At 34.4% G+C, this 17,860-nt stretch carries 17 protein-coding genes, 1 tRNA gene and 1 rRNA gene; all 19 read right to left on the reverse strand.

The genetic code is table 11. The features are described from left to right. Positions 1-167: 167 nt before the first annotated feature. Positions 168-1,361, reverse strand: coding sequence for an elongation factor Tu (gene tuf, locus LJ207_RS07145; RefSeq protein WP_229345560.1), 1,194 nt, complete (start codon positions 1,359-1,361; stop codon positions 168-170). A gap of 142 nt (positions 1,362-1,503) precedes the next feature. Next, positions 1,504-2,163: an RNA polymerase sporulation sigma factor SigH gene (sigH, locus tag LJ207_RS07150; protein ID WP_229345581.1), complete on the reverse strand. Its 660-nt coding sequence runs from the start codon at positions 2,161-2,163 to the stop codon at positions 1,504-1,506. Between the two features lie 57 nt (positions 2,164-2,220). Beyond that, positions 2,221-2,961: a 23S rRNA (guanosine(2251)-2'-O)-methyltransferase RlmB gene (gene rlmB, locus LJ207_RS07155; RefSeq protein ID WP_229345582.1), complete on the reverse strand. Its 741-nt coding sequence runs from the start codon at positions 2,959-2,961 to the stop codon at positions 2,221-2,223. Further along, on the reverse strand, positions 2,961-3,656 hold the full coding sequence (gene thyX, locus LJ207_RS07160) for an FAD-dependent thymidylate synthase (protein ID WP_229345584.1): 696 nt from the start codon (positions 3,654-3,656) through the stop codon (positions 2,961-2,963). The genes rlmB and thyX overlap by 1 nt, the downstream gene beginning before the upstream one ends. A gap of 1 nt (position 3,657) precedes the next feature. Next, on the reverse strand, positions 3,658-5,112 hold the full coding sequence (cysS, locus tag LJ207_RS07165; RefSeq protein ID WP_229345585.1) for a cysteine--tRNA ligase: 1,455 nt from the start codon (positions 5,110-5,112) through the stop codon (positions 3,658-3,660). A 90-nt stretch (positions 5,113-5,202) separates the two neighbouring features. Continuing rightward, the gene (gene gltX, locus LJ207_RS07170) at positions 5,203-6,669 is read right to left on the reverse strand and encodes a glutamate--tRNA ligase (RefSeq protein WP_229345587.1); all 1,467 of its coding nucleotides are present in this window, start codon (positions 6,667-6,669) and stop codon (positions 5,203-5,205) included. A gap of 26 nt (positions 6,670-6,695) precedes the next feature. Further along, positions 6,696-7,487, reverse strand: a complete 792-nt coding sequence (locus LJ207_RS07175; RefSeq protein ID WP_229345594.1) for a HutP family protein — start codon at positions 7,485-7,487, stop codon at positions 6,696-6,698. A 4-nt stretch (positions 7,488-7,491) separates the two neighbouring features. Further along, complete coding sequence (gene ispF / locus LJ207_RS07180; RefSeq protein ID WP_229345596.1) at positions 7,492-8,007, reverse strand: 2-C-methyl-D-erythritol 2,4-cyclodiphosphate synthase; 516 nt, start codon at positions 8,005-8,007, stop codon at positions 7,492-7,494. Continuing rightward, entirely contained in the window at positions 8,008-8,697 is a 690-nt protein-coding gene (ispD, locus tag LJ207_RS07185) for a 2-C-methyl-D-erythritol 4-phosphate cytidylyltransferase (RefSeq protein WP_229345598.1), read from the reverse strand. It lies immediately after the preceding gene. A gap of 16 nt (positions 8,698-8,713) precedes the next feature. Continuing rightward, a complete protein-coding gene (locus LJ207_RS07190) occupies positions 8,714-9,799 on the reverse strand; it encodes a PIN/TRAM domain-containing protein (RefSeq protein ID WP_229345600.1) in 1,086 nt (361 codons plus the stop codon). Positions 9,800-9,836: 37 nt separating this feature from the next. Then, on the reverse strand, positions 9,837-10,337 hold the full coding sequence (locus tag LJ207_RS07195) for a CarD family transcriptional regulator (protein WP_229345602.1): 501 nt from the start codon (positions 10,335-10,337) through the stop codon (positions 9,837-9,839). A 118-nt stretch (positions 10,338-10,455) separates the two neighbouring features. Continuing rightward, positions 10,456-11,535: a DNA integrity scanning diadenylate cyclase DisA gene (disA, locus tag LJ207_RS07200; RefSeq protein WP_229345603.1), complete on the reverse strand. Its 1,080-nt coding sequence runs from the start codon at positions 11,533-11,535 to the stop codon at positions 10,456-10,458. 45 nt (positions 11,536-11,580) lie between these two features. Next, positions 11,581-12,954, reverse strand: coding sequence for a DNA repair protein RadA (gene radA, locus LJ207_RS07205; RefSeq protein ID WP_229345605.1), 1,374 nt, complete (start codon positions 12,952-12,954; stop codon positions 11,581-11,583). Positions 12,955-13,076: 122 nt separating this feature from the next. After that, complete coding sequence (locus tag LJ207_RS07210; RefSeq protein ID WP_255666800.1) at positions 13,077-15,530, reverse strand: ATP-dependent Clp protease ATP-binding subunit; 2,454 nt, start codon at positions 15,528-15,530, stop codon at positions 13,077-13,079. A gap of 19 nt (positions 15,531-15,549) precedes the next feature. Further along, the gene (locus LJ207_RS07215) at positions 15,550-16,578 is read right to left on the reverse strand and encodes a protein arginine kinase (RefSeq protein ID WP_229345612.1); all 1,029 of its coding nucleotides are present in this window, start codon (positions 16,576-16,578) and stop codon (positions 15,550-15,552) included. After that, positions 16,559-17,101 carry a UvrB/UvrC motif-containing protein gene (locus LJ207_RS07220; RefSeq protein WP_229345613.1) on the reverse strand — a complete coding sequence of 181 codons (543 nt, stop codon included), beginning with the start codon at positions 17,099-17,101 and terminating at the stop codon, positions 16,559-16,561. Before LJ207_RS07220 ends, LJ207_RS07215 begins: the two co-directional genes overlap by 20 nt. Positions 17,102-17,103: 2 nt before the next feature. Beyond that, positions 17,104-17,571 carry a CtsR family transcriptional regulator gene (locus tag LJ207_RS07225; RefSeq protein ID WP_229345615.1) on the reverse strand — a complete coding sequence of 156 codons (468 nt, stop codon included), beginning with the start codon at positions 17,569-17,571 and terminating at the stop codon, positions 17,104-17,106. A 125-nt stretch (positions 17,572-17,696) separates the two neighbouring features. After that, positions 17,697-17,772 (reverse strand) — tRNA-Asn (locus LJ207_RS07230). 11 nt (positions 17,773-17,783) lie between these two features. Then, positions 17,784-17,860 (reverse strand): 5S ribosomal RNA (rrf, locus tag LJ207_RS12570); the annotation flags it as partial.

The raw sequence follows: 17,860 nt of genomic DNA on the forward strand, positions 1-17,860 counted from the left end.
TTTTAATTATTCATAGCCTTAATAAATTTAACATATCTTAAGGCAATTGTCAATATTATTTAGAAAAAAAACATGTGCAGAAGGCCTGCACATGTCTATTGAGTTAAATTTAAGTTTTTATACTTAATTAAAGTAAATTGAATTAAGAATAACTCTGCAGTTTTAAGTTACTCAATAATTTCGGTCACAACTCCAGCTCCAACTGTATGACCACCTTCACGAATTGCAAAACGTAGTCCTTCTTCCATAGCTATTGGAGTAATTAGCTCTCCTGTCATCTCAATATTATCTCCCGGCATTACCATGTCTACTCCTTCTGGTAAATGAATATCTCCTGTTACATCTGTTGTTCTAAAGTAAAACTGAGGTCTATATCCATCAAAAAATGGTGTGTGTCTTCCACCCTCATCTTTACTTAGTACATATACCTCTGCATGAAACTTTGTATGAGGTGTTATACTTCCAGGCTCTGCTAATACCTGTCCTCTTTCTATATCTTCTCTCTTTACTCCTCTTAATAATGCTCCAATATTATCTCCTGCTACCGCTTCATCCAGTAACTTACGGAACATCTCTACTCCTGTTACTACTGTAGTTTCTGTTTCTTTGATTCCTACTATTTCTACCTCATCCTGTGGATGTAAGGTTCCTCTTTCCACACGACCTGTCGCCACTGTTCCACGTCCTGTAATTGAAAATACATCTTCTACAGGCATCAAAAATGGCTTGTCTGTTTCTCTTTGTGGTTCTGGAATGTAGCTGTCTACTGCTTCCATTAATTCTATAATCTTGCTTCCCCATTCTCCTTGTGGATCTCCATTTTCCAGTGCTTTTAAAGCTGAACCTACTATCACTGGAATATCGTCTCCTGGGAAGTCATATTCGTCTAATAATTCTCTTACTTCCATCTCTACTAACTCTATTAATTCCTCATCATCTACCATATCTGCTTTGTTTAGGAATACTACAATACTTGGTACCCCTACCTGTCTTGCCAGCAGGATATGCTCTCTTGTCTGAGGCATAGGTCCATCGGCTGCACTTACTACCAGGATCGCTCCATCCATCTGAGCTGCTCCTGTGATCATGTTCTTTACATAATCTGCGTGACCTGGACAATCTACGTGAGCATAGTGTCTGTTTTCTGTCTGATACTCTACGTGAGCTGTTGCTATTGTGATTCCTCTTTCTTTTTCTTCTGGTGCATTATCAATTGTATCAAATGCCCTTACTTCTGCTCCACCGTAGTTTGCCAGCACTGTTGTGATTGCCGCTGTCAGTGTTGTCTTCCCATGGTCAACATGGCCTATTGTTCCTATGTTAACATGTGGTTTGGTTCTTTCAAATTTCTCTTTTGCCATTGGTTTTCTTCCCCCTTAAAAATTTAACTTTTCCTTTTTTAACTTTCCGAATAAAAATCCATAAAAAAGGCCTGTCGGCTGCAGGCCGTTTACTGTCATTTAAAAAATAACAGTTTATATTTATTAAAATCAGAAGTATTTTCTAGATATCATTTTTTTCTAGAAAGACTTCTAATTTTCTTTTTACTCTCTGTAAAGCATTATCAACTGATTTAACATGTTTGTCAAGGGTATCCGCAATTTTTTGATAAGATTTACCATCTAAGTATTCCTGTAATACATCGAACTCTAAATCACTTAACATAGATGATATTTCTGATTCTATTAAGTCATATGTTTCATTGCTGATAAATAGTGATTCTGGATTTGAAAGTTTACCCCCTTTAAGTACATCAAGCAGGGTTCTATCAGATTCTTCATCATAAATAGGTTTGTTTAAAGATATATAGGTATTAAGCGGCTGATGTTTTTGGCGAGTTGCAGCCTTAATAGCAGTAATTATCTGCCTTGTAATACAGAGTTCAGCAAAAGCTCTAAATGAAGCAAGTCTTTCAATCTTATAATCTCGCACAGCTTTGTAAAGACCAATCATACCTTCCTGAACAATGTCTTCCCTATCTGCCCCAACTAAGAAATATGATCTTGATTTAGCTAAGACAAAGTTTTTATATCTTCTAATTAGGGTTTCTTGAGCTTCCATATCTCCCTGGTGAACCAGTTCGACAAGCTCATCATCGCTCATCTGTTTATACTCTTCCATAGTAATATCATCAAAGTTAAGTTCATGAGCATTCATTTTCAAGCAGAATCCCTCCCTTATCCATTACATAATCTATTATACTTGTTTAAAAAACTTTCGTCAAGAATTATCTTTTTCTTCCTGACGGAAAATTTCATAAATTATAACTGCAGCTGCAACTGAAGCATTTAGAGAGCCTAGCTGACCCTTCATTGGAATCTTAACTAAAAAATCACAATTCTCTCTAACAAGTCTTCTTAAGCCACTACCTTCACTACCAATCACAAGTGCTGTTGAGCCAGAAAAATCTGCAGCAAAATGACTTTTTTCTGCTGCTGCATCTGCACCTACAACCCAATAATGGGCATCTTTAAGTGCTTTAATAGCATAATTGATATTAGAAACTTTGACCAGTGGTAAATGTTCTGCTGCACCTGCCGCAGCTTTTAAAACAACCGGAGTAATATCAACTGCCCTTCTATCCTGATAAACAACTGCATCTGCTCCAGCAGCATAAGCAGTTCTAATTATGGCTCCAAAGTTATGAGGATCTTTTATTTCATCCAAGATGATAATCAGGGAATCACCATCTTTTTCTGCTTTGATCTTTATTATATCATTGATATCATATTCTTTTAAATGATCGGCTTCTGCAATTATACCCTGATGAGCATGTGAACGAGCAGTTTCAGATAATTTTTTATTCGAAATTCTGGTAATTGGTATATTGTTTTTTTGAGCCATTTCTAAAATTTCATCTATGATCTCAGCAGAACTCTTTTCTTTAATATAAATCCGGTGTATTTTCCTGCCGGCCCGAAGTGCTTCATAAACAGCATTTCTTCCTTCAATTCTTGGCATTAATTATCATTCCTTTTTTTTATTCTTTCAATCCGCCCACAGGACATTTCCCCTTCTGGGCAATAAGCTTCTGCAATACAGGGAGCTCCTGCTTTTTCAAAAAGAACAGGTGATACTTCTTTAACCTGTTTTAACATTTGATTGGCCAGAGTTCTAATTTCCCATTGAGCTCTGGTACAGCAGCGCAAACTAAAAAAATGATAAAGAGAGCGGGCATTATATGATACCATCAGATTTGTTTTAACTGTTGGCAAAACAAAGCGGGCATCTTCAGCTGGAATATCTTGCTCCAGCATTTTATTATAGATTTTGCGGCCTTTTTCCATCCACTCTTCATATTCTGCAGCTGCTTTTTCGTTTTTAGCTATTTTGGGAGGTGTAATATAATCAAAATCATCTTCTTTAACATAACGTTGAGAGCGCTGACTGTATGATGTTCCTACTCTCTGTCTGACAAGCTGATGACTTGCCACCCGACTGCAGACAATATGAAAATAAAAGTAGCTATGTTCTAAAGTGGAATGATGACCCAGTGAAACGACTTTTCTAACCAGATTGTTCATTTCTTCCTGTGACATCTTCTCTTCCAGTTCTTCTGCCCCAGCTTTGGAATAACATAGTCTAGCAGCAATTGCTACATTTCTTTCCGGATTTTCACTATAATCGATCAGTTTAGCCTTTGGCTTTACCTGCATCTTAATTCTCCTCTTCTGTTTGAACAATTTCCCATTCGGTTCCTCTTTGAGTATCAGTTACCTCAATCCCGATTTCTTTAAGTTGATCTCTGATTAAGTCGGCCTCTTCCCAGTTATTGTTATCTCTAGCTTTTTGCCTTAACTCAAGTAATAGTTCAATTAAAGGTTCAACTAAACCATCATCTTTAGTTTTGCCCTTTTCTACTGAAAATTTAAGACCTAAAACAGCAGCTAATTCTAAAAACAATTCTTCACTTTCTTCTAAAATAGAAAAGTTTTTCTCATTGAGGCTGAAATCAGAACGATTTATATAAGAATTAATTTCTCCCACAAAATCATGTAAAACACCTATTGCTTCTGCAGTATTAAAATCATCATCAAGTGCTTTTTTGAATTCACTTCTTTTTTCTTTAGTTTTTTCTAAAAATTCTTTGTCTAACTGATCACCAGAAGATGATTCTATATCACCACTTAAAACTTTGGCAAGCTCCTGGCGGGTATTTGCTAATCTATTCAGTGAAGTTTCTGCTTCTTCTAATTTCTCATATGAAAAATCGATAGGACTTCTGTAATGTCTTGTTAATAAGAAATATCTAATTACCTGAGCTGGAAATTCTTTTAAAACTTCTCGACTGGTAAAAAAGTTGCCCTGTGATTTAGACATTTTTTCTCCACTCAGATTAACAGTTCCATTATGCAGCCAATATTTAACAAATTTCTGACCGCTGTAAGCTTCAGATTGAGCTATTTCATTTTCATGATGAGGGAAGATTAGATCTACTCCTCCACCATGAATATCAAAAGTTGCCCCTAATCTTTTCATAGACATTGCTGAGCATTCAATATGCCAGCCCGGCCAACCTTCACCCCAAGGGCTATCCCAACCTTCTCCTTCCTCTACCTTTTTCCAGAGAGCAAAATCTAAGGGATTTCTCTTATCTTCGTTAACTGCAATCCTGGCCCCTGCCTGCATATCCTCAAGTGACCTACCGGAAAGTTTACCATAATCTTCAAAGCTATCTACACTAAAGTAAACATCTCCATTAATTGCATAAGCATAATTTTTTTCGATTAGGGTAGATACCATCTCTATGATTTCATCAATATTTTCGCTCACCCGCAAATACTGATCTGCTGCTTTAATATTAAAAGATCTAATATCTTCTAAAAAAGCATTGGCATATTTATCTGCAAGCTCTGCTGCAGTCATCCCCTCTTCTTCGGCTCTTTTAACAATTTTTTCGTTAATATCAGTAAAATTAGAAATGTATTCTACTTCATAACCTTGATATTCTAAATAACGGCGAATGACATCATAATTGATTGCACTTCTAATGTGGCCTATGTGTGAGTAATTTTGTACTGTTAAACCACAGACATACATCCTCACCAGACCAGGTTCTACTGTTTCAAATTTTTCTTTTTTATTATTTAAGGTATTATAAACCTTTAACATTTACTTCACTCCTTTCTGGCTAAAATATTCTTCTCAATATTCTAAAAAGAGCCTTCTCTATTTTCAAGAAAAGACTCTTTAATTATTCTTTTATTCGGCCAATTGAAGAGCACTATCAAGCCGCTTGGCAACTTCATCTGCTCCAAAAATTGAAATTACACTTGTCATTTCTGGGCCAGATCCTTTACCGGTAATTGCTAGTCTAGTTGGATGATAAATTGTTCGACCACCTACATCTAATTCATTTTTTAGTTCTTTGAAAATCTCTGCTACCCTCTCAGGAGTTAATTCTTTTTTTGCATATAATTTTTCTTTTAAAGACTCAAAAACCAATTTAACATCTTCACCACTAAATTCTTCTGCTGCTGCTGCTTGATCTTCGAATTGAATATCTGTTAAAAATAGTTCTGCTTCGGTTGGTATTTGAGCAAGATAATCAACACCTGTTCTTGCTTCATCAATTACTTTAGCTAACCAATCTCTATTTTCTTCAGCATAATCTTTATCAATCAAATCACTTTCAATCAAAAAGGGTATTGAAAGCTCAACTATTCTCGGCAGCTCTGCAGCTCTAATATATTTAGCATTCATCCAATTTAATTTTTCTCTATCAAAAACCGCTCCACTTTTATTTACATCTTCAAGTGCAAAGCGAGCAACAATTTCTTCTTTTGATAAAATTTCTTCTTCATCACCACTTGACCAACCTAAAAGGGCCATAAAGTTAAATAAAGCTTCTGGTAAATACCCCTGTTCTCTAAACTCACCTACATAAACAGAGTCTTTACTTCGCTTTTTAAGCTTTGCTTTATTCTCATCTAAAATTAATGGTAAATGTGCAAATTCAGGCAGCTCAAAACTAAGCGCCTCATAAAGCATGATTTGTTTAGGAGTATTAGATAAATGATCTTCTCCTCTAATCACATGGGAGATCTTCATTAAAGCATCATCAATAACTACTGCAAAATTATAAGTTGCCATCCCATCTGATTTAAAAATTATAAAATCATCTAAAACTGAACTTTTAAATTCAACTTTACCTCGAATAATATCATCAACAACAATAGTTCTTTCTTCTTCAGGCATCTTAAATCTTAATACATAATCTCTACCTTCAGCTTCATACGCTTCTTTTTCTTTTTGGCTAAGATTGCGGCAGCTGCCATCATAGCGTGGCATTTTATCATTTTCCGCTGCTTTTTTTCGCATTTCCTCTAGTTCAGCTTGAGTGCAGTAGCATTTATATGCACTACCAGATTCTAACAATTTTTCTCCGTATTTTTGATAGATATCAAGTCTTTCGGTCTGACGATAGGGACCATATTCACCACCAAGTCCAACCCCTTCATCAGCATCAAGACCTAACCACTGCATTTCACGGATTATTATTTCTTCAAATTCTTTGCTAGATCTAGCTTGATCAGTATCTTCTATTCTTAAAACTAATTCTCCACCTTTTTGCTCTGCAACCAACCAATTAAACAGAGCAGTCCTCATATTTCCAATATGTATTTTCCCAGTTGGACTGGGTGGAAAACGCAACCTTATATTATCCATTATAATAAATTCCTCCCTAAGAAATATTAAATAACACTTGTTCCAACAGTCAGATGTTCAGGTCCATCAACCAGAGCATGGCCAAATTTGCCAAAAATAGCTACAGAAACATGGCCTTCACCTCTTACAACGGCAATTTTAAAACCACCACCAAGGCCCGGATTGACAAGTGCTAACTGACTGTAGGCATCTTTAACTGCATTAGAAATAGCCATTTTTTCTCTGGCATTTTCATTAATAACTCCTCTGGCAATTGCAGCAACAGTTGTGCTTTCACGCAGTTTTATAGGCAGCTTTTCTGCACTTGCTCCTGTTTGGGTTATTGCACCCCTGTATCCATAACCCTGGATTTTTTTTAACCAATATTCTTCATAATCTCTGCTTCTAGTCATAGATAGATAAATCGCAGAACTTTCTGGAGTAATAGTTTTCTTTTCTATCTCCATCTCTGCTTCCTCATCTTTTAAGTATCCATAAACAATATCTTCAGAGGTTACAATTCCAACCAGCTCCTGTTTATCATTAAAAACAGGCAGACCTCCTATATGATTATCAGAGATTTTTTTAGCTGCATCCTGAACGGTCTTTTTTTCATTGATAATAATTAAATCTTCGGACATAAAATCTTCAACTGGTGCTTGAAGATCTTTTTCAGAAATTATATCACCATCTGTAAGCATACCCACTAAATCCCCATTATCTACTACTAAAAGTCTTCCGATTTTATTTATTGATAAAATTTTCTCTGCTTCCATGATAGTTGCATCTGGATTAATTGTAAATGGATTAGCAGTCATTATATCTTTAACTAACATCATCAGTCTACTCTCCTCCTTCTATGGAATTATAGAAATCCCATAATTTCTTCTCAATTAAACTAACAACAGCATAAGCTGCCATTCCTTCTTCACGTCCAACAAAACCCATTTTTTCATTAGTTGTTGCCTTAAAGTTAATTTTAGCTTTAGAAATCTCTAAATCTTCAGCCAGAGAATTTACTATCTTTTCTCTATAACTTTGTAGTTTAGGTTTTTCTGCAACAATTTGTAGATCACAATTATTTATCAAATATTTTTCAGCCTTAACTTCTAAAACAATCTTTTTAAGCAGTTTTGAACTGCTGATATCTTTATATTCAGGATCATCATCAGGAAAATGAGTACCAATATCTCCTTTACCCAATGCTCCAAGCAGAGCATCAATTAATGCATGAATTAATAGATCTGCATCAGAGTGTCCTTTTAAGCCAAATTGAGAAGGGATTTCAACCCCTCCTAAAAGCAGCTTTCTCCCCTTTACCAAACGATGACTATCATAACCAAATCCAACTTTTAACAATTACCTTCTCTCCTTTAAAATTACCTCGGCAGGTTTTAAGTCCTCTGCAGTGGTAATTTTGAGATTATTATAATCTCCATCAACTATATAGACTTTTTCCCCAAGTAATTCTACTAAAGAAGCATCATCAAGGGCTTTATCTTTATCATAACTATGATGTGCTTTTTTTATTAAATCCAGCTCAAATGCTTGTGGGGTCTGAATTGCACGAAGTTTATCTCGATTTAGAGTTTGCTGAGAAATTGAGTCTTCAACAAGTGTAATTGTGTCTTTAACTTTTACCCCACAGCTAACTGCTTTATGCTTTTTTACAGCCTGATAGGTAGATTCAATTAAAAATTTTTTAATCAAAGGTCTTGCCCCATCATGAATTAATACATAAGAAATATTGTCATTTAAAGAGCTAATACCATTATAAACCGATTCTTTTCTGCTCTTACCTCCTGATACTAAAGACAAATTCTTTTGGGCAGAATAAGAAAACAGTGCTTTAATTTTCTTTTTAAAATAATCTATTTCTTTATTGTTAAGCACAATTACAATTTCTGCTGCTTTACCCCAATCTGCAAAAGCTTTAATAGTATAATATAAAATGGGTTTGCCAAGCAGAGGTAAAAATTGTTTGTTTATATTATGACCCATTCTTTTTCCCTGACCAGCAGCAGCAATAACAACTCCTACTTTGTTCATATTAAGACCATCCTCTTTAATTTGTTTTTGGACGAGCAAAAATCATTCGTCCAGCTGCTGTTTGGAGAATACTGGTTACAAGAACCGAAACATCATCTCCGATATATTTAACCCCATCTTCAATAACAATCATTGTTCCATCGTCAAGATAAGCAACTCCCTGACCATTTTCTTTTCCTTCTTTGATAACTTTTACATCCATCTGTTCTCCAGGCAGCACAACAGGTTTAACCGCATTGGCAAGCTCGTTAATATTTAGCACATTAACTCCCTGCAGTTCTGCAACTTTATTTAAATTATAGTCATTTGTCAGTACTTTAGCATCCAAATTTTTAGCTAATCTAACAAGTTTACTGTCAACTTCAGATATTTCATCAAAGTCGGCATCAATAATTTTAACCTTTATTTTAACATCATTTTGCATTTGTCTTAAAATATCAAGCCCTCTTCTGCCGCGATTTCTTTTTAAATCATCAGAAGAATCAGCAATATGCTGCAGCTCTTCTAAAACAAATTCAGGAATAATAAAATTACCTTCAATAAAACCAGTTTTACAAATATCAAAAATTCTTCCATCTATAATTACACTTGTATCTAGAATCTTGTCACTTCCAGTTTTTTTAGCTTTAGTAAAATCAAGATTTTCTTTATTACTCTGAAATAGAAAAGAGCTTATTTCTTTTTCTTTATGAATTGCAAGAGCAAAACCCATATAGGTAAAGGTGATGTTAATTAGTATCTGTAAAGGCATACCTATACGTGGAATATTAGGAATAGAAAATACAAAATTTATAATAGCACCAATAATAAGACCAATAATTAGTCCAATAATTGCAATAACAATTTTTTTCCAGGTTATATCTTTAACTTTGACTTCAAAATCCATAATAAAATTAAGCAGTTGATTTAAAGCATAAAATATAATAAAATAACCCAGCAAAAAACCCAGCAACACAGCAAAAAACTGCGTTGTTAAGAAAAAATCACCTATATTCTGCCAGCTAAATTGATATTCTGTGGCCAGGCCAAAAATATCAACCAGATGATAAGCTATAATACCTCCAAAAATAGCGAATATATAGCGCATTATCTTTTTCAACATGATCTCTCACCCCCTTCCAGACAAGAGTGTTTTTGATTTATGACTCAAGATCTTCTTCGTCTAGAATAAAGAGATCATCCATTTTTTCAGCAATTTCTTCTTCATCCATATCTTTAGCCAGAACTAATTCACTAATCAATATTTTTCTTGCATTGCTGAGCATCTTTTTTTCACCAGTTGATAAACCTTTTTCTCTATCTCTAATACTTAGGTTTCTTACAACTTCAGCAACTTCAAAAATATCGCCAGTCTTTAGTTTTTCTTGATTAGCCCTATAACGTCTGTTCCAGTTTTGTGACATCTTGCTTTTCTCACCATTTAAAAGTTTAAATACATCATCAGCCTTTTGTTCAGAAATAACATCCCTAATCCCTATTTTGTCAATTTTATCGACAGGAATCATTACCTTCATTTCTCCTATAGGTAATTTCATTATATAGTATTTCTTTTTTTCATCCAAAATAGTTTTGGTTTCAATACCTACAATTGTACCAGCACCATGATTTGGATAAACGACTTTATCGCCTATTTTATACATCTTACCCACTCCTCTTTTGTGAAAGCAATAAAAATCCACCTTACAATTATATCATCTCAAAAAGCGGCAGTCAATTTATGCAGCTTTTAAAGAATTTAAGTTATTATGCGTGCCAAAATTAAATATGCCTATCCAATAAAACCTGATCTCTTAGTCTTCTTAATCCATCTTTAATTGCTTGAGCTCTTACTTCACCAATTCCATCTACATCATCTAGTTCATCGACTGATGCCCTTATAATGGCCTGTAGGTCATTAAATTCCTCAACTAAATTTTCGATTACCGGCATCGGCAGTCTGGGTATTTTCTTTAAAATCCTATAACCCCTGGGTGATACTGATTCATCAAGTGTATTTACACTGCCACTATAACCAAGAGCTTTACTGATTGTATTAAGAGTTAATATTTCATCTGAAGACCAATCTGTTAAACTTTCTAAAACTTCTTCAGGATGACTTAAATCTGCTTCTAATTCTTGAGAAATATAGTCTTCTATTAAAAGCAAACCTTCTTCTTCAACATTGCTGACCAGCTCTTCTAACTGCATTTTAATCAAACGGCCTTCTGATCCTAATTCGGCAATATATTTTTCTATTTCCCGCTGAATTTTTAATACCATTTCGGTTCTCTGAATTACAGTTACAACATCAGAAACGGTCACTAAATCTTCAAACTCAAGGGCACTGAGATTTGTTAATGCCTGATCAAATACCGAGCGGTATTTATCTAAAGTCTGTATAGCTTGATTTGCTTTAACAAGCACAACCCTAATGTCTTCTAAAATATGTTTTGAATCCTTTTTATAAATCGTAATTATAGAGCGCCGCTGTGAAATAGCTATTACCAGTTCACCTGTCTGACGAGCTACACGCTCTGCTGTTTTATGTCGGGTACCTGTTTCAGAAGATTCTATAGTAGGATCAGGAATAAGCTGGGCATTGGCAAATAAAATATTTTCTGCATCTTGGTCTAATACTATTGCGCCATCCATTTTTGCAAGTTCATATAATCTTGCCGGAGTTATAGAAGCATCGATTCGAAACCCATCATTGACCAGATCCAGCACTTCTTCTTTATCACTGATAACAAGCAAACCACCTGTTTGCGCCCGGAGAATATTCTCCAAACCATCTCTTAATATTGTTCCTGGAGCAAGGATTTTAAGAATCTCATGCAGCTTATCATCAATCTCCTCCATTGCATCACCCCCTAGATATTTTTTAGTTTTTATTATTTTGATTAGTTATTTGTTTTTTAAAATAATCTTTATAAATTCGGCAATATTTTTTACTCCATCAATTTTAATCTCTGGATCAAAATTTAAACTTTTTAGATTGCCAGCAGGAATTACACAATGTTTAAAGCCAAGTTTTTTAAGTTCATTAACCCTTTTTTTGATCTGACTAACTGCTCTTACTTCACCTGCAAGTCCTATCTCACCTATTACAGCACTTTTATTATTAATAGCTATATTACGATAACTGGAAATAACTGCTGCAGCTATAGCAAGATCTAAACCAGGTTCCTCTACATTAATCCCACCAGTTATATTCATATTTACATCCTGGTCTTTAAAATTAACCCCGAGTCTTTTTTCTAAAACAGCTAGGAGTAGGGAAAGCCTTTTATGATCAACACCCTTTGTTAATCTTTGCGGGGAAGAAAAGGCAGCATCTGTGACCAGAGCCTGTAGTTCAACTAAAAGCACTCTGCTCCCTTCTAAAATAGGAGTGATAATTGAACCAGAAACATCTGCTGGTCTTTCATTGATAAAAAAACTTGAAGGGTTACTAACCTCTTTGATCCCATTTTCTTTCATTTCAAAAACACCAATCTCATTGGTTGAGCCATAGCGATTTTTTTTTGCCCTTAACATTCTATACATATGATAGTTATCTCCCTCAAACTGAAGTACAGTATCTACCAGATGTTCTAGAACCCTTGGTCCAGCTAATTCTCCCTCTTTAGTAACATGCCCGATTAAAATAATTGGAATAGACGTTGTTTTAGCCAGTTTTAACAATCTATTGGTCACTTCTTTAATCTGGGTTAAGTTACCAGGAGAAGCATCCAATTCTGGGATATGTACTGTTTGAATTGAATCAACTACAATCAAGGAATAATCCTTGTGCTCAGAAATGTGATCTTCTAAAGTTAAATAATCTCTTTCATCAAAAATATTTAGATTTTCATTTAAACAATTTAATCTTTCAGCTCGCATTTTTATCTGCTGAGCAGATTCTTCCCCTGACATATAAAGTGTTTTACCATATTTTTGACTAAAAAGAGAAGCCACCTGAAGTATTAGTGTTGATTTACCAATACCAGGGGCTCCACCAAGTAATATAAGAGAGCCAGAAACAACCCCACCACCAAGCACCCTATCAAGTTCTTCAATATTTGTCTGAAGGCGCTGTTTTACTGCAGAATTGATTTTAGTAATCGGCTGAGGGCTTTTCTCCTCTCTTAGAATATTTTTTTTAGCTTTATTTTTATCCTTGCTTTCAATTTTTTCTTTAAAACTATTCCAGGCTCCACAGCTGGAACATTTACCCATCCAATTTACTGTTTTATATCCACATTCCTGACAGATATAAAAGCGCTTTTCTTTTGCCATAAAAATTATCTCCTAATTGAAGGATTTGAGCAAAGTTTCATAATTCTTATCTACAATTATATCATTTTTTACAGCATTTTACAAGCTAATGAGCTGTCTGGAATGGATGGACTTGAAAACATTTATTCAGCCTTAGCAGCTGTTTTATCAGCTTTCTTAACTGTCTCAAATATAAACTCTCCGGCTTCAACATCGACTTTAATCTTACTATTTTCACCAATTTCTTTATCAAGTATTTTTACTGATAATTCATTTTCGATTTGACGTTGAATTGTTCTTCTTAAAGGTCTGGCTCCAAATTCAGAATCATAACCATCTTCTGCTAACTTTTCTTTAGCAGCTTCTGTAATTTCAAGCTCCATTTCTTTTTCCTCCAACCTTTCTCTTAAATCATCAAGCATTAGATCTGCAATTTGTTTAATATGCTCTTTGTTTAAAGCATGGAAAACAATGGTTTCATCAAGACGATTTAAAAATTCAGGTCTAAAGGTTTTTCTTAAATGGGTGATTACATTCTCTTTCATGTTTTCATAATTGGACTCTTCATCAGCTTCAGCTTTAAAGCCAAGCTGTGATTGTTTTTCAATAAAATCTGCACCTACATTTGATGTCATAATCACAATAGTATTTTTGAAATCTACTTTGCGACCATGAGTATCAGTTAAAACACCATCTTCAAGGATCTGCAGAAGTACATTAAATACATCTGGATGTGCTTTTTCTATTTCATCAAATAATACCACAGAATACGGTCTTCTTCTGACTGGTTCTGTAAGTTGACCTCCTTCATCATGACCAACATAACCCGGAGGGGAACCGACCAGACGAGAAACAGAATGTTTTTCCATATATTCAGACATATCTACTCTTATCATTGCATCTTCGTCATTAAACATCGTTTCAGCAAGTGTTTTAGCTAGCTCTGTTTTCCCTACTCCAGTAGGTCCTAAGAATATGAAAGAACCAATTGGTCTTTTGGGATCTTTTAATCCAGCTCTGGCTCTTCTTACAGCTTCAGAAACTGCTGTAATTGCTTCATCCTGACCAATAACTCTTTTGTGTAGTTCTTCTTCAAGCCTGAGCAGACGAGCAGTTTCGGCCTCTTCTAACTTGGTAACAGGTATACCTGTCCAGCTAGAAACTATTTCCGCAATATCTTCGGGTGTCACAACAGCCTCTGCTTTTCCTTTTTCATTATCCCAGGATGTTTTTAGCTCTTCTAATTCTTTTTTTAGTTTTTTCTCTTTATCTCTCATTCTTGCTGCTTTTTCAAACTCTTGGTTTTTGACAGCAGCTTCTTTTTCTTTTTCTGCTTCTTCTAATTTTTTGCTTAACTCTTTAAATTCAGGTGGTCTGGTACTATTACTTAATCTAACCTTAGATGCTGCTTCATCAATTAGATCGATCGCTTTATCAGGTAAAAATCTATCTGATATATAGCGATGAGATAAAACTACCGCATCTGCTATTGCTTGATCAGTAATCTCCACTTTATGATGAGCCTCATAAGGATCACGCAGTCCTTTTAAAATGTCAATTGCTTCTTCAACCGAGTTTTCCTCAACCAAAACTGATTGAAATCTTCTTTCTAAGGCAGCATCTTTTTCGATATATTTTCGATACTCATCTAAAGTTGTAGCACCAACAGCCTGTAGTTCACCTCTGGCTAAAGCTGGCTTTAAAATATTCGCAGCATCTATTGCTCCTTCAGCTGCTCCTGCTCCAACTAAGGTATGCATTTCATCAATAAATAAGATGATCTCTCCACTTTCAATTATCTCGTTCATTACTGCTTTTAAACGCTGTTCAAATTCACCTCTGTACTTAGAACCTGCTACAAGTGAACTTAAATCAAGTGAAACAACTCGTTTATTTAATAATAATTCAGGTACATTTTCACTGACTATCATTTGAGCTAAGCCTTCAATTATTGCAGTTTTTCCTACTCCAGGCTCTCCGATTAAGACTGGATTGTTTTTTGTTCTTCTGCTGAGAACCTGTATAACACGATTAATTTCTTTATCTCTGCCGATAACAGGATCTAATTTATTTTCTCTTGCCATATCTGTTAAGTCACGGCTGTATTCATCAAGGTTTTTAGTCTTTCTATTTGTGGATTTGGATTTCTTCTGCACCGCATTTTTGCCACCTAATAAATCAACCACTTCTTCTTTGATATTTTTAATATCACTGTTTAGGTCCATTAAAATTCTAACAGCTACTCCCTCACCTTCTCTAATCAAACCTAAGAGAAGATGTTCTGTACCAATATAATTATGGCCCATCTTTCTGGCCTCATCCATTGCAAGATTCAAGACCTTTTTGCTCCTGGGAGTCAAACCAATAGAACCTTTAACTTCATTTTGACCTTTACCAATCATATCCTCTATTTTGTTCTCCACAATATCTCTGCTAATACCATTATCTATTAAAGCTCGGGCAGCAATACCCTGTCCTTCAGCAATTAAACCATACAAAATATGCTCTGTACCCACATAACTGTGTTTTAACTTAAGGGCTTCCTGCTCAGCTATACTCAATACTTTTCTCGCTCTTTCTGTAAATTTCGCGAACATTATCTGATCACTCCTTATATTATAAGCTATTTCTTATTAATTCTGCTCTTTTTATATCTAATTCTTCTTGACTATTATAATTATTTAGTTGTAAATGAGCTGTTCTAATTTTAAAGATCAACTCACTAAATATATTTTTATTAATATCTTCTTCTATTAAACCACTGTCAAGGCCAAACTTAACTTTTGAAAGAAAGTTTAAAGCTTCATTTTCTTTAAGCCGGTGAGCATATTTTAAAATCCCTAAAGATCTCAATACATTGTCTTTTAGTTTATCATAATTTTTATTTACTAAATAAAGTCTACTTCTTCTTTCTTCACGAATAATCTGTAAAATAATACTTTTTAAATTATCTATTATTTCTTTTTCAGTATAACCTAAGGTTATTTGATTTGAAATTTGAAAAAGCTCTCCAGCAGAGCCACTACCTTCACCAGAAACACCTCTAACAGTTAAACCAAATTTACCAACTGCTCCAAGTACCTCGTTGATTCGCTCACTTAAAACTAAAGCAGGCAAATGGCACATTACTGAAGCCCTTAAAGCTGTCCCAACATTGGTAGGACAGGAAGTTAAATAACCCCATTTATTAGAAAAAGCGTATTCAACTTCTGATTCAATTTGATCATCAAACTGATCCGCAACCTGCCAGATAGTAGAAAAATCAAGCCCTGATCCAAAAACCTGAATCCGCAAATGGTCTTCTTCATTAATCATAGTTGAAAGATGCAATTTATTATTTAAAATAAGTGCTTTTCCCTCAATATTTTCGGAATGACACTTGCTGATCAAATTTTTTTCCTGCAGAACATCTCTTTCTAAAGCACTGAATTCTTCCATTTTAAAAAAATGAAAGTTTTCGCTTTCTAAAAATGATAAATTGTTTTGTAGTTGTTCGATAATCTCTTCTTTTTCAACTATTGAAGCTTTGTTTGGGAAATGATGATTTTTTAAGTTGCGAGCTAATCTAATTCTAGAAATTAAAACTACATCTTTTTCATCTCCACTTTCAACTAGCCAATTATTATCAAATATTTTTTGATTCATCAATATCTTCCTCCATGCTTTTTTTAATTTCATGGATTTCATCTCTAATTTCTGCAGCATCTTCGAATCTTTCATCTTCAACTGCAGATTCCATCTCAGCTTTTAAATGATCAATTTCTGCTTGAAATTCTTTTTCAGCTTCTATATTAGCTGGCTTTTTACCAGTATGTCTTTTATTACCATGGATTCTTTTGAAAAGTGTTTCTAGCTCATCTTCAAATTCAAGATAGCAATCTGCACAGCCAAATTCTCCACTTTTAGTAAACTCACTATAATTTAAACCACAACTATTACAATTGTTATTATTTAAATTATTATTCATAAAAGAACTATCACTGCTATCATTTTCATTTAAAATTGCAGAAAGCATGCTCTGAAAGCTAATATTGTTAAAAGAATCTAATTTGAATTTATTGCTTTTTTTAGCACAATCTTCACATAAATGAATCTCTTCTTTTTTCCCATTAATAATTCTTGTCAGGTGAACTATTGCATCATTCTCCTGACAATTATCACAGAGCATAGCTACTCCTCCTTCAGTTTAAAGATTACTTCTAACATATTTTTTAAAATTCTTCCTCTTAAATAGTCTCTTTCAGGAAGCGAAATATCTAAAACACTTCGATGAACAGCCATTTCCATTAAATAATGTTCTCTTTTTGAGATTAAATCATTATCATAAAGCCTGTTGATTATTCCATTAGCTTCACGTTGACTGATTGCCCCATTTAATTTACTGATAACATTTTGAATTACTTCTTTATCAGAGTCAAGAGTTACTTTAATAATTCTGATAAAGCCTCCACCACCACGCTGGCTTTCAACAACATAGCCATTTTCTACAGTAAAACGGGTGTCTAAAACATAATTAATCTGTGAAGGGGCACAATCAAAATTTTCAGCCAATTGGTTCCTCTTTATTTTTACTTTACCTTGATATTTTTTGATTTGTCTTCTTAAATATCTTTCAATTTGATCAGATAAACTTGACACAACTACCCCTCCTAACTTTGACTTATTTTGACCTTTGTATATATAATACTACATTTATAAAAAAATGCAAGTAATTTATTACAAAAAAACAAAAAAAAGACCCCAAAAGGGTCTTAATAATTAAATGGCTCCCCGAGCAAGACTCGAACTTGCGACAAGATGATTAACAGTCACCTGCTCTACCAACTGAGCTATCGGGGAGTATAAAAAGGATCCGGCAGAGACCTACTCTCCCACATCGTTACCAATGCAGTACCATAGGCGCTGGAGGACTTAACTTTTGTGTTCG

The organism is Halanaerobium polyolivorans, from assembly GCF_020711195.1.
GTDB lineage: Bacteria > Bacillota > Halanaerobiia > Halanaerobiales > Halanaerobiaceae > Halanaerobium > Halanaerobium polyolivorans.

Bases quoted from the DNA above. Each gene is read 5' to 3' on its own strand.
- LJ207_RS07215 (WP_229345612.1), bottom strand. From the start codon at position 16,578: ATGAATCAAAAAATATTTGATAATAATTGGCTAGTTGAAAGTGGAGAT.
- gltX (WP_229345587.1), bottom strand. From the start codon at position 6,669: ATGGATAATATAAGGTTGCGTTTTCCACCCAGTCCAACTGGGAAAATA.
- ispD (WP_229345598.1), bottom strand. From the start codon at position 8,697: ATGAACAAAGTAGGAGTTGTTATTGCTGCTGCTGGTCAGGGAAAAAGA.
- LJ207_RS07190 (WP_229345600.1), bottom strand. From the start codon at position 9,799: ATGTTGAAAAAGATAATGCGCTATATATTCGCTATTTTTGGAGGTATT.
- disA (WP_229345603.1), bottom strand. From the start codon at position 11,535: ATGGAGGAGATTGATGATAAGCTGCATGAGATTCTTAAAATCCTTGCT.
- LJ207_RS07175 (WP_229345594.1), bottom strand. From the start codon at position 7,487: ATGATGTTAGTTAAAGATATAATGACTGCTAATCCATTTACAATTAAT.
- radA (WP_229345605.1), bottom strand. From the start codon at position 12,954: ATGGCAAAAGAAAAGCGCTTTTATATCTGTCAGGAATGTGGATATAAA.
- thyX (WP_229345584.1), bottom strand. From the start codon at position 3,656: ATGCAGGTAAAGCCAAAGGCTAAACTGATCGATTATAGTGAAAATCCG.
- tuf (WP_229345560.1), bottom strand. From the start codon at position 1,361: ATGGCAAAAGAGAAATTTGAAAGAACCAAACCACATGTTAACATAGGA.
- rlmB (WP_229345582.1), bottom strand. From the start codon at position 2,961: ATGCCAAGAATTGAAGGAAGAAATGCTGTTTATGAAGCACTTCGGGCC.
- cysS (WP_229345585.1), bottom strand. From the start codon at position 5,112: ATGTTAAAGGTTTATAATACCTTAAATAATAAAAAAGAAAAATTTGAA.
- LJ207_RS07195 (WP_229345602.1), bottom strand. From the start codon at position 10,337: ATGTATAAAATAGGCGATAAAGTCGTTTATCCAAATCATGGTGCTGGT.
- LJ207_RS07210 (WP_255666800.1), bottom strand. From the start codon at position 15,530: ATGTTCGCGAAATTTACAGAAAGAGCGAGAAAAGTATTGAGTATAGCT.
- LJ207_RS07220 (WP_229345613.1), bottom strand. From the start codon at position 17,101: ATGCTCTGTGATAATTGTCAGGAGAATGATGCAATAGTTCACCTGACA.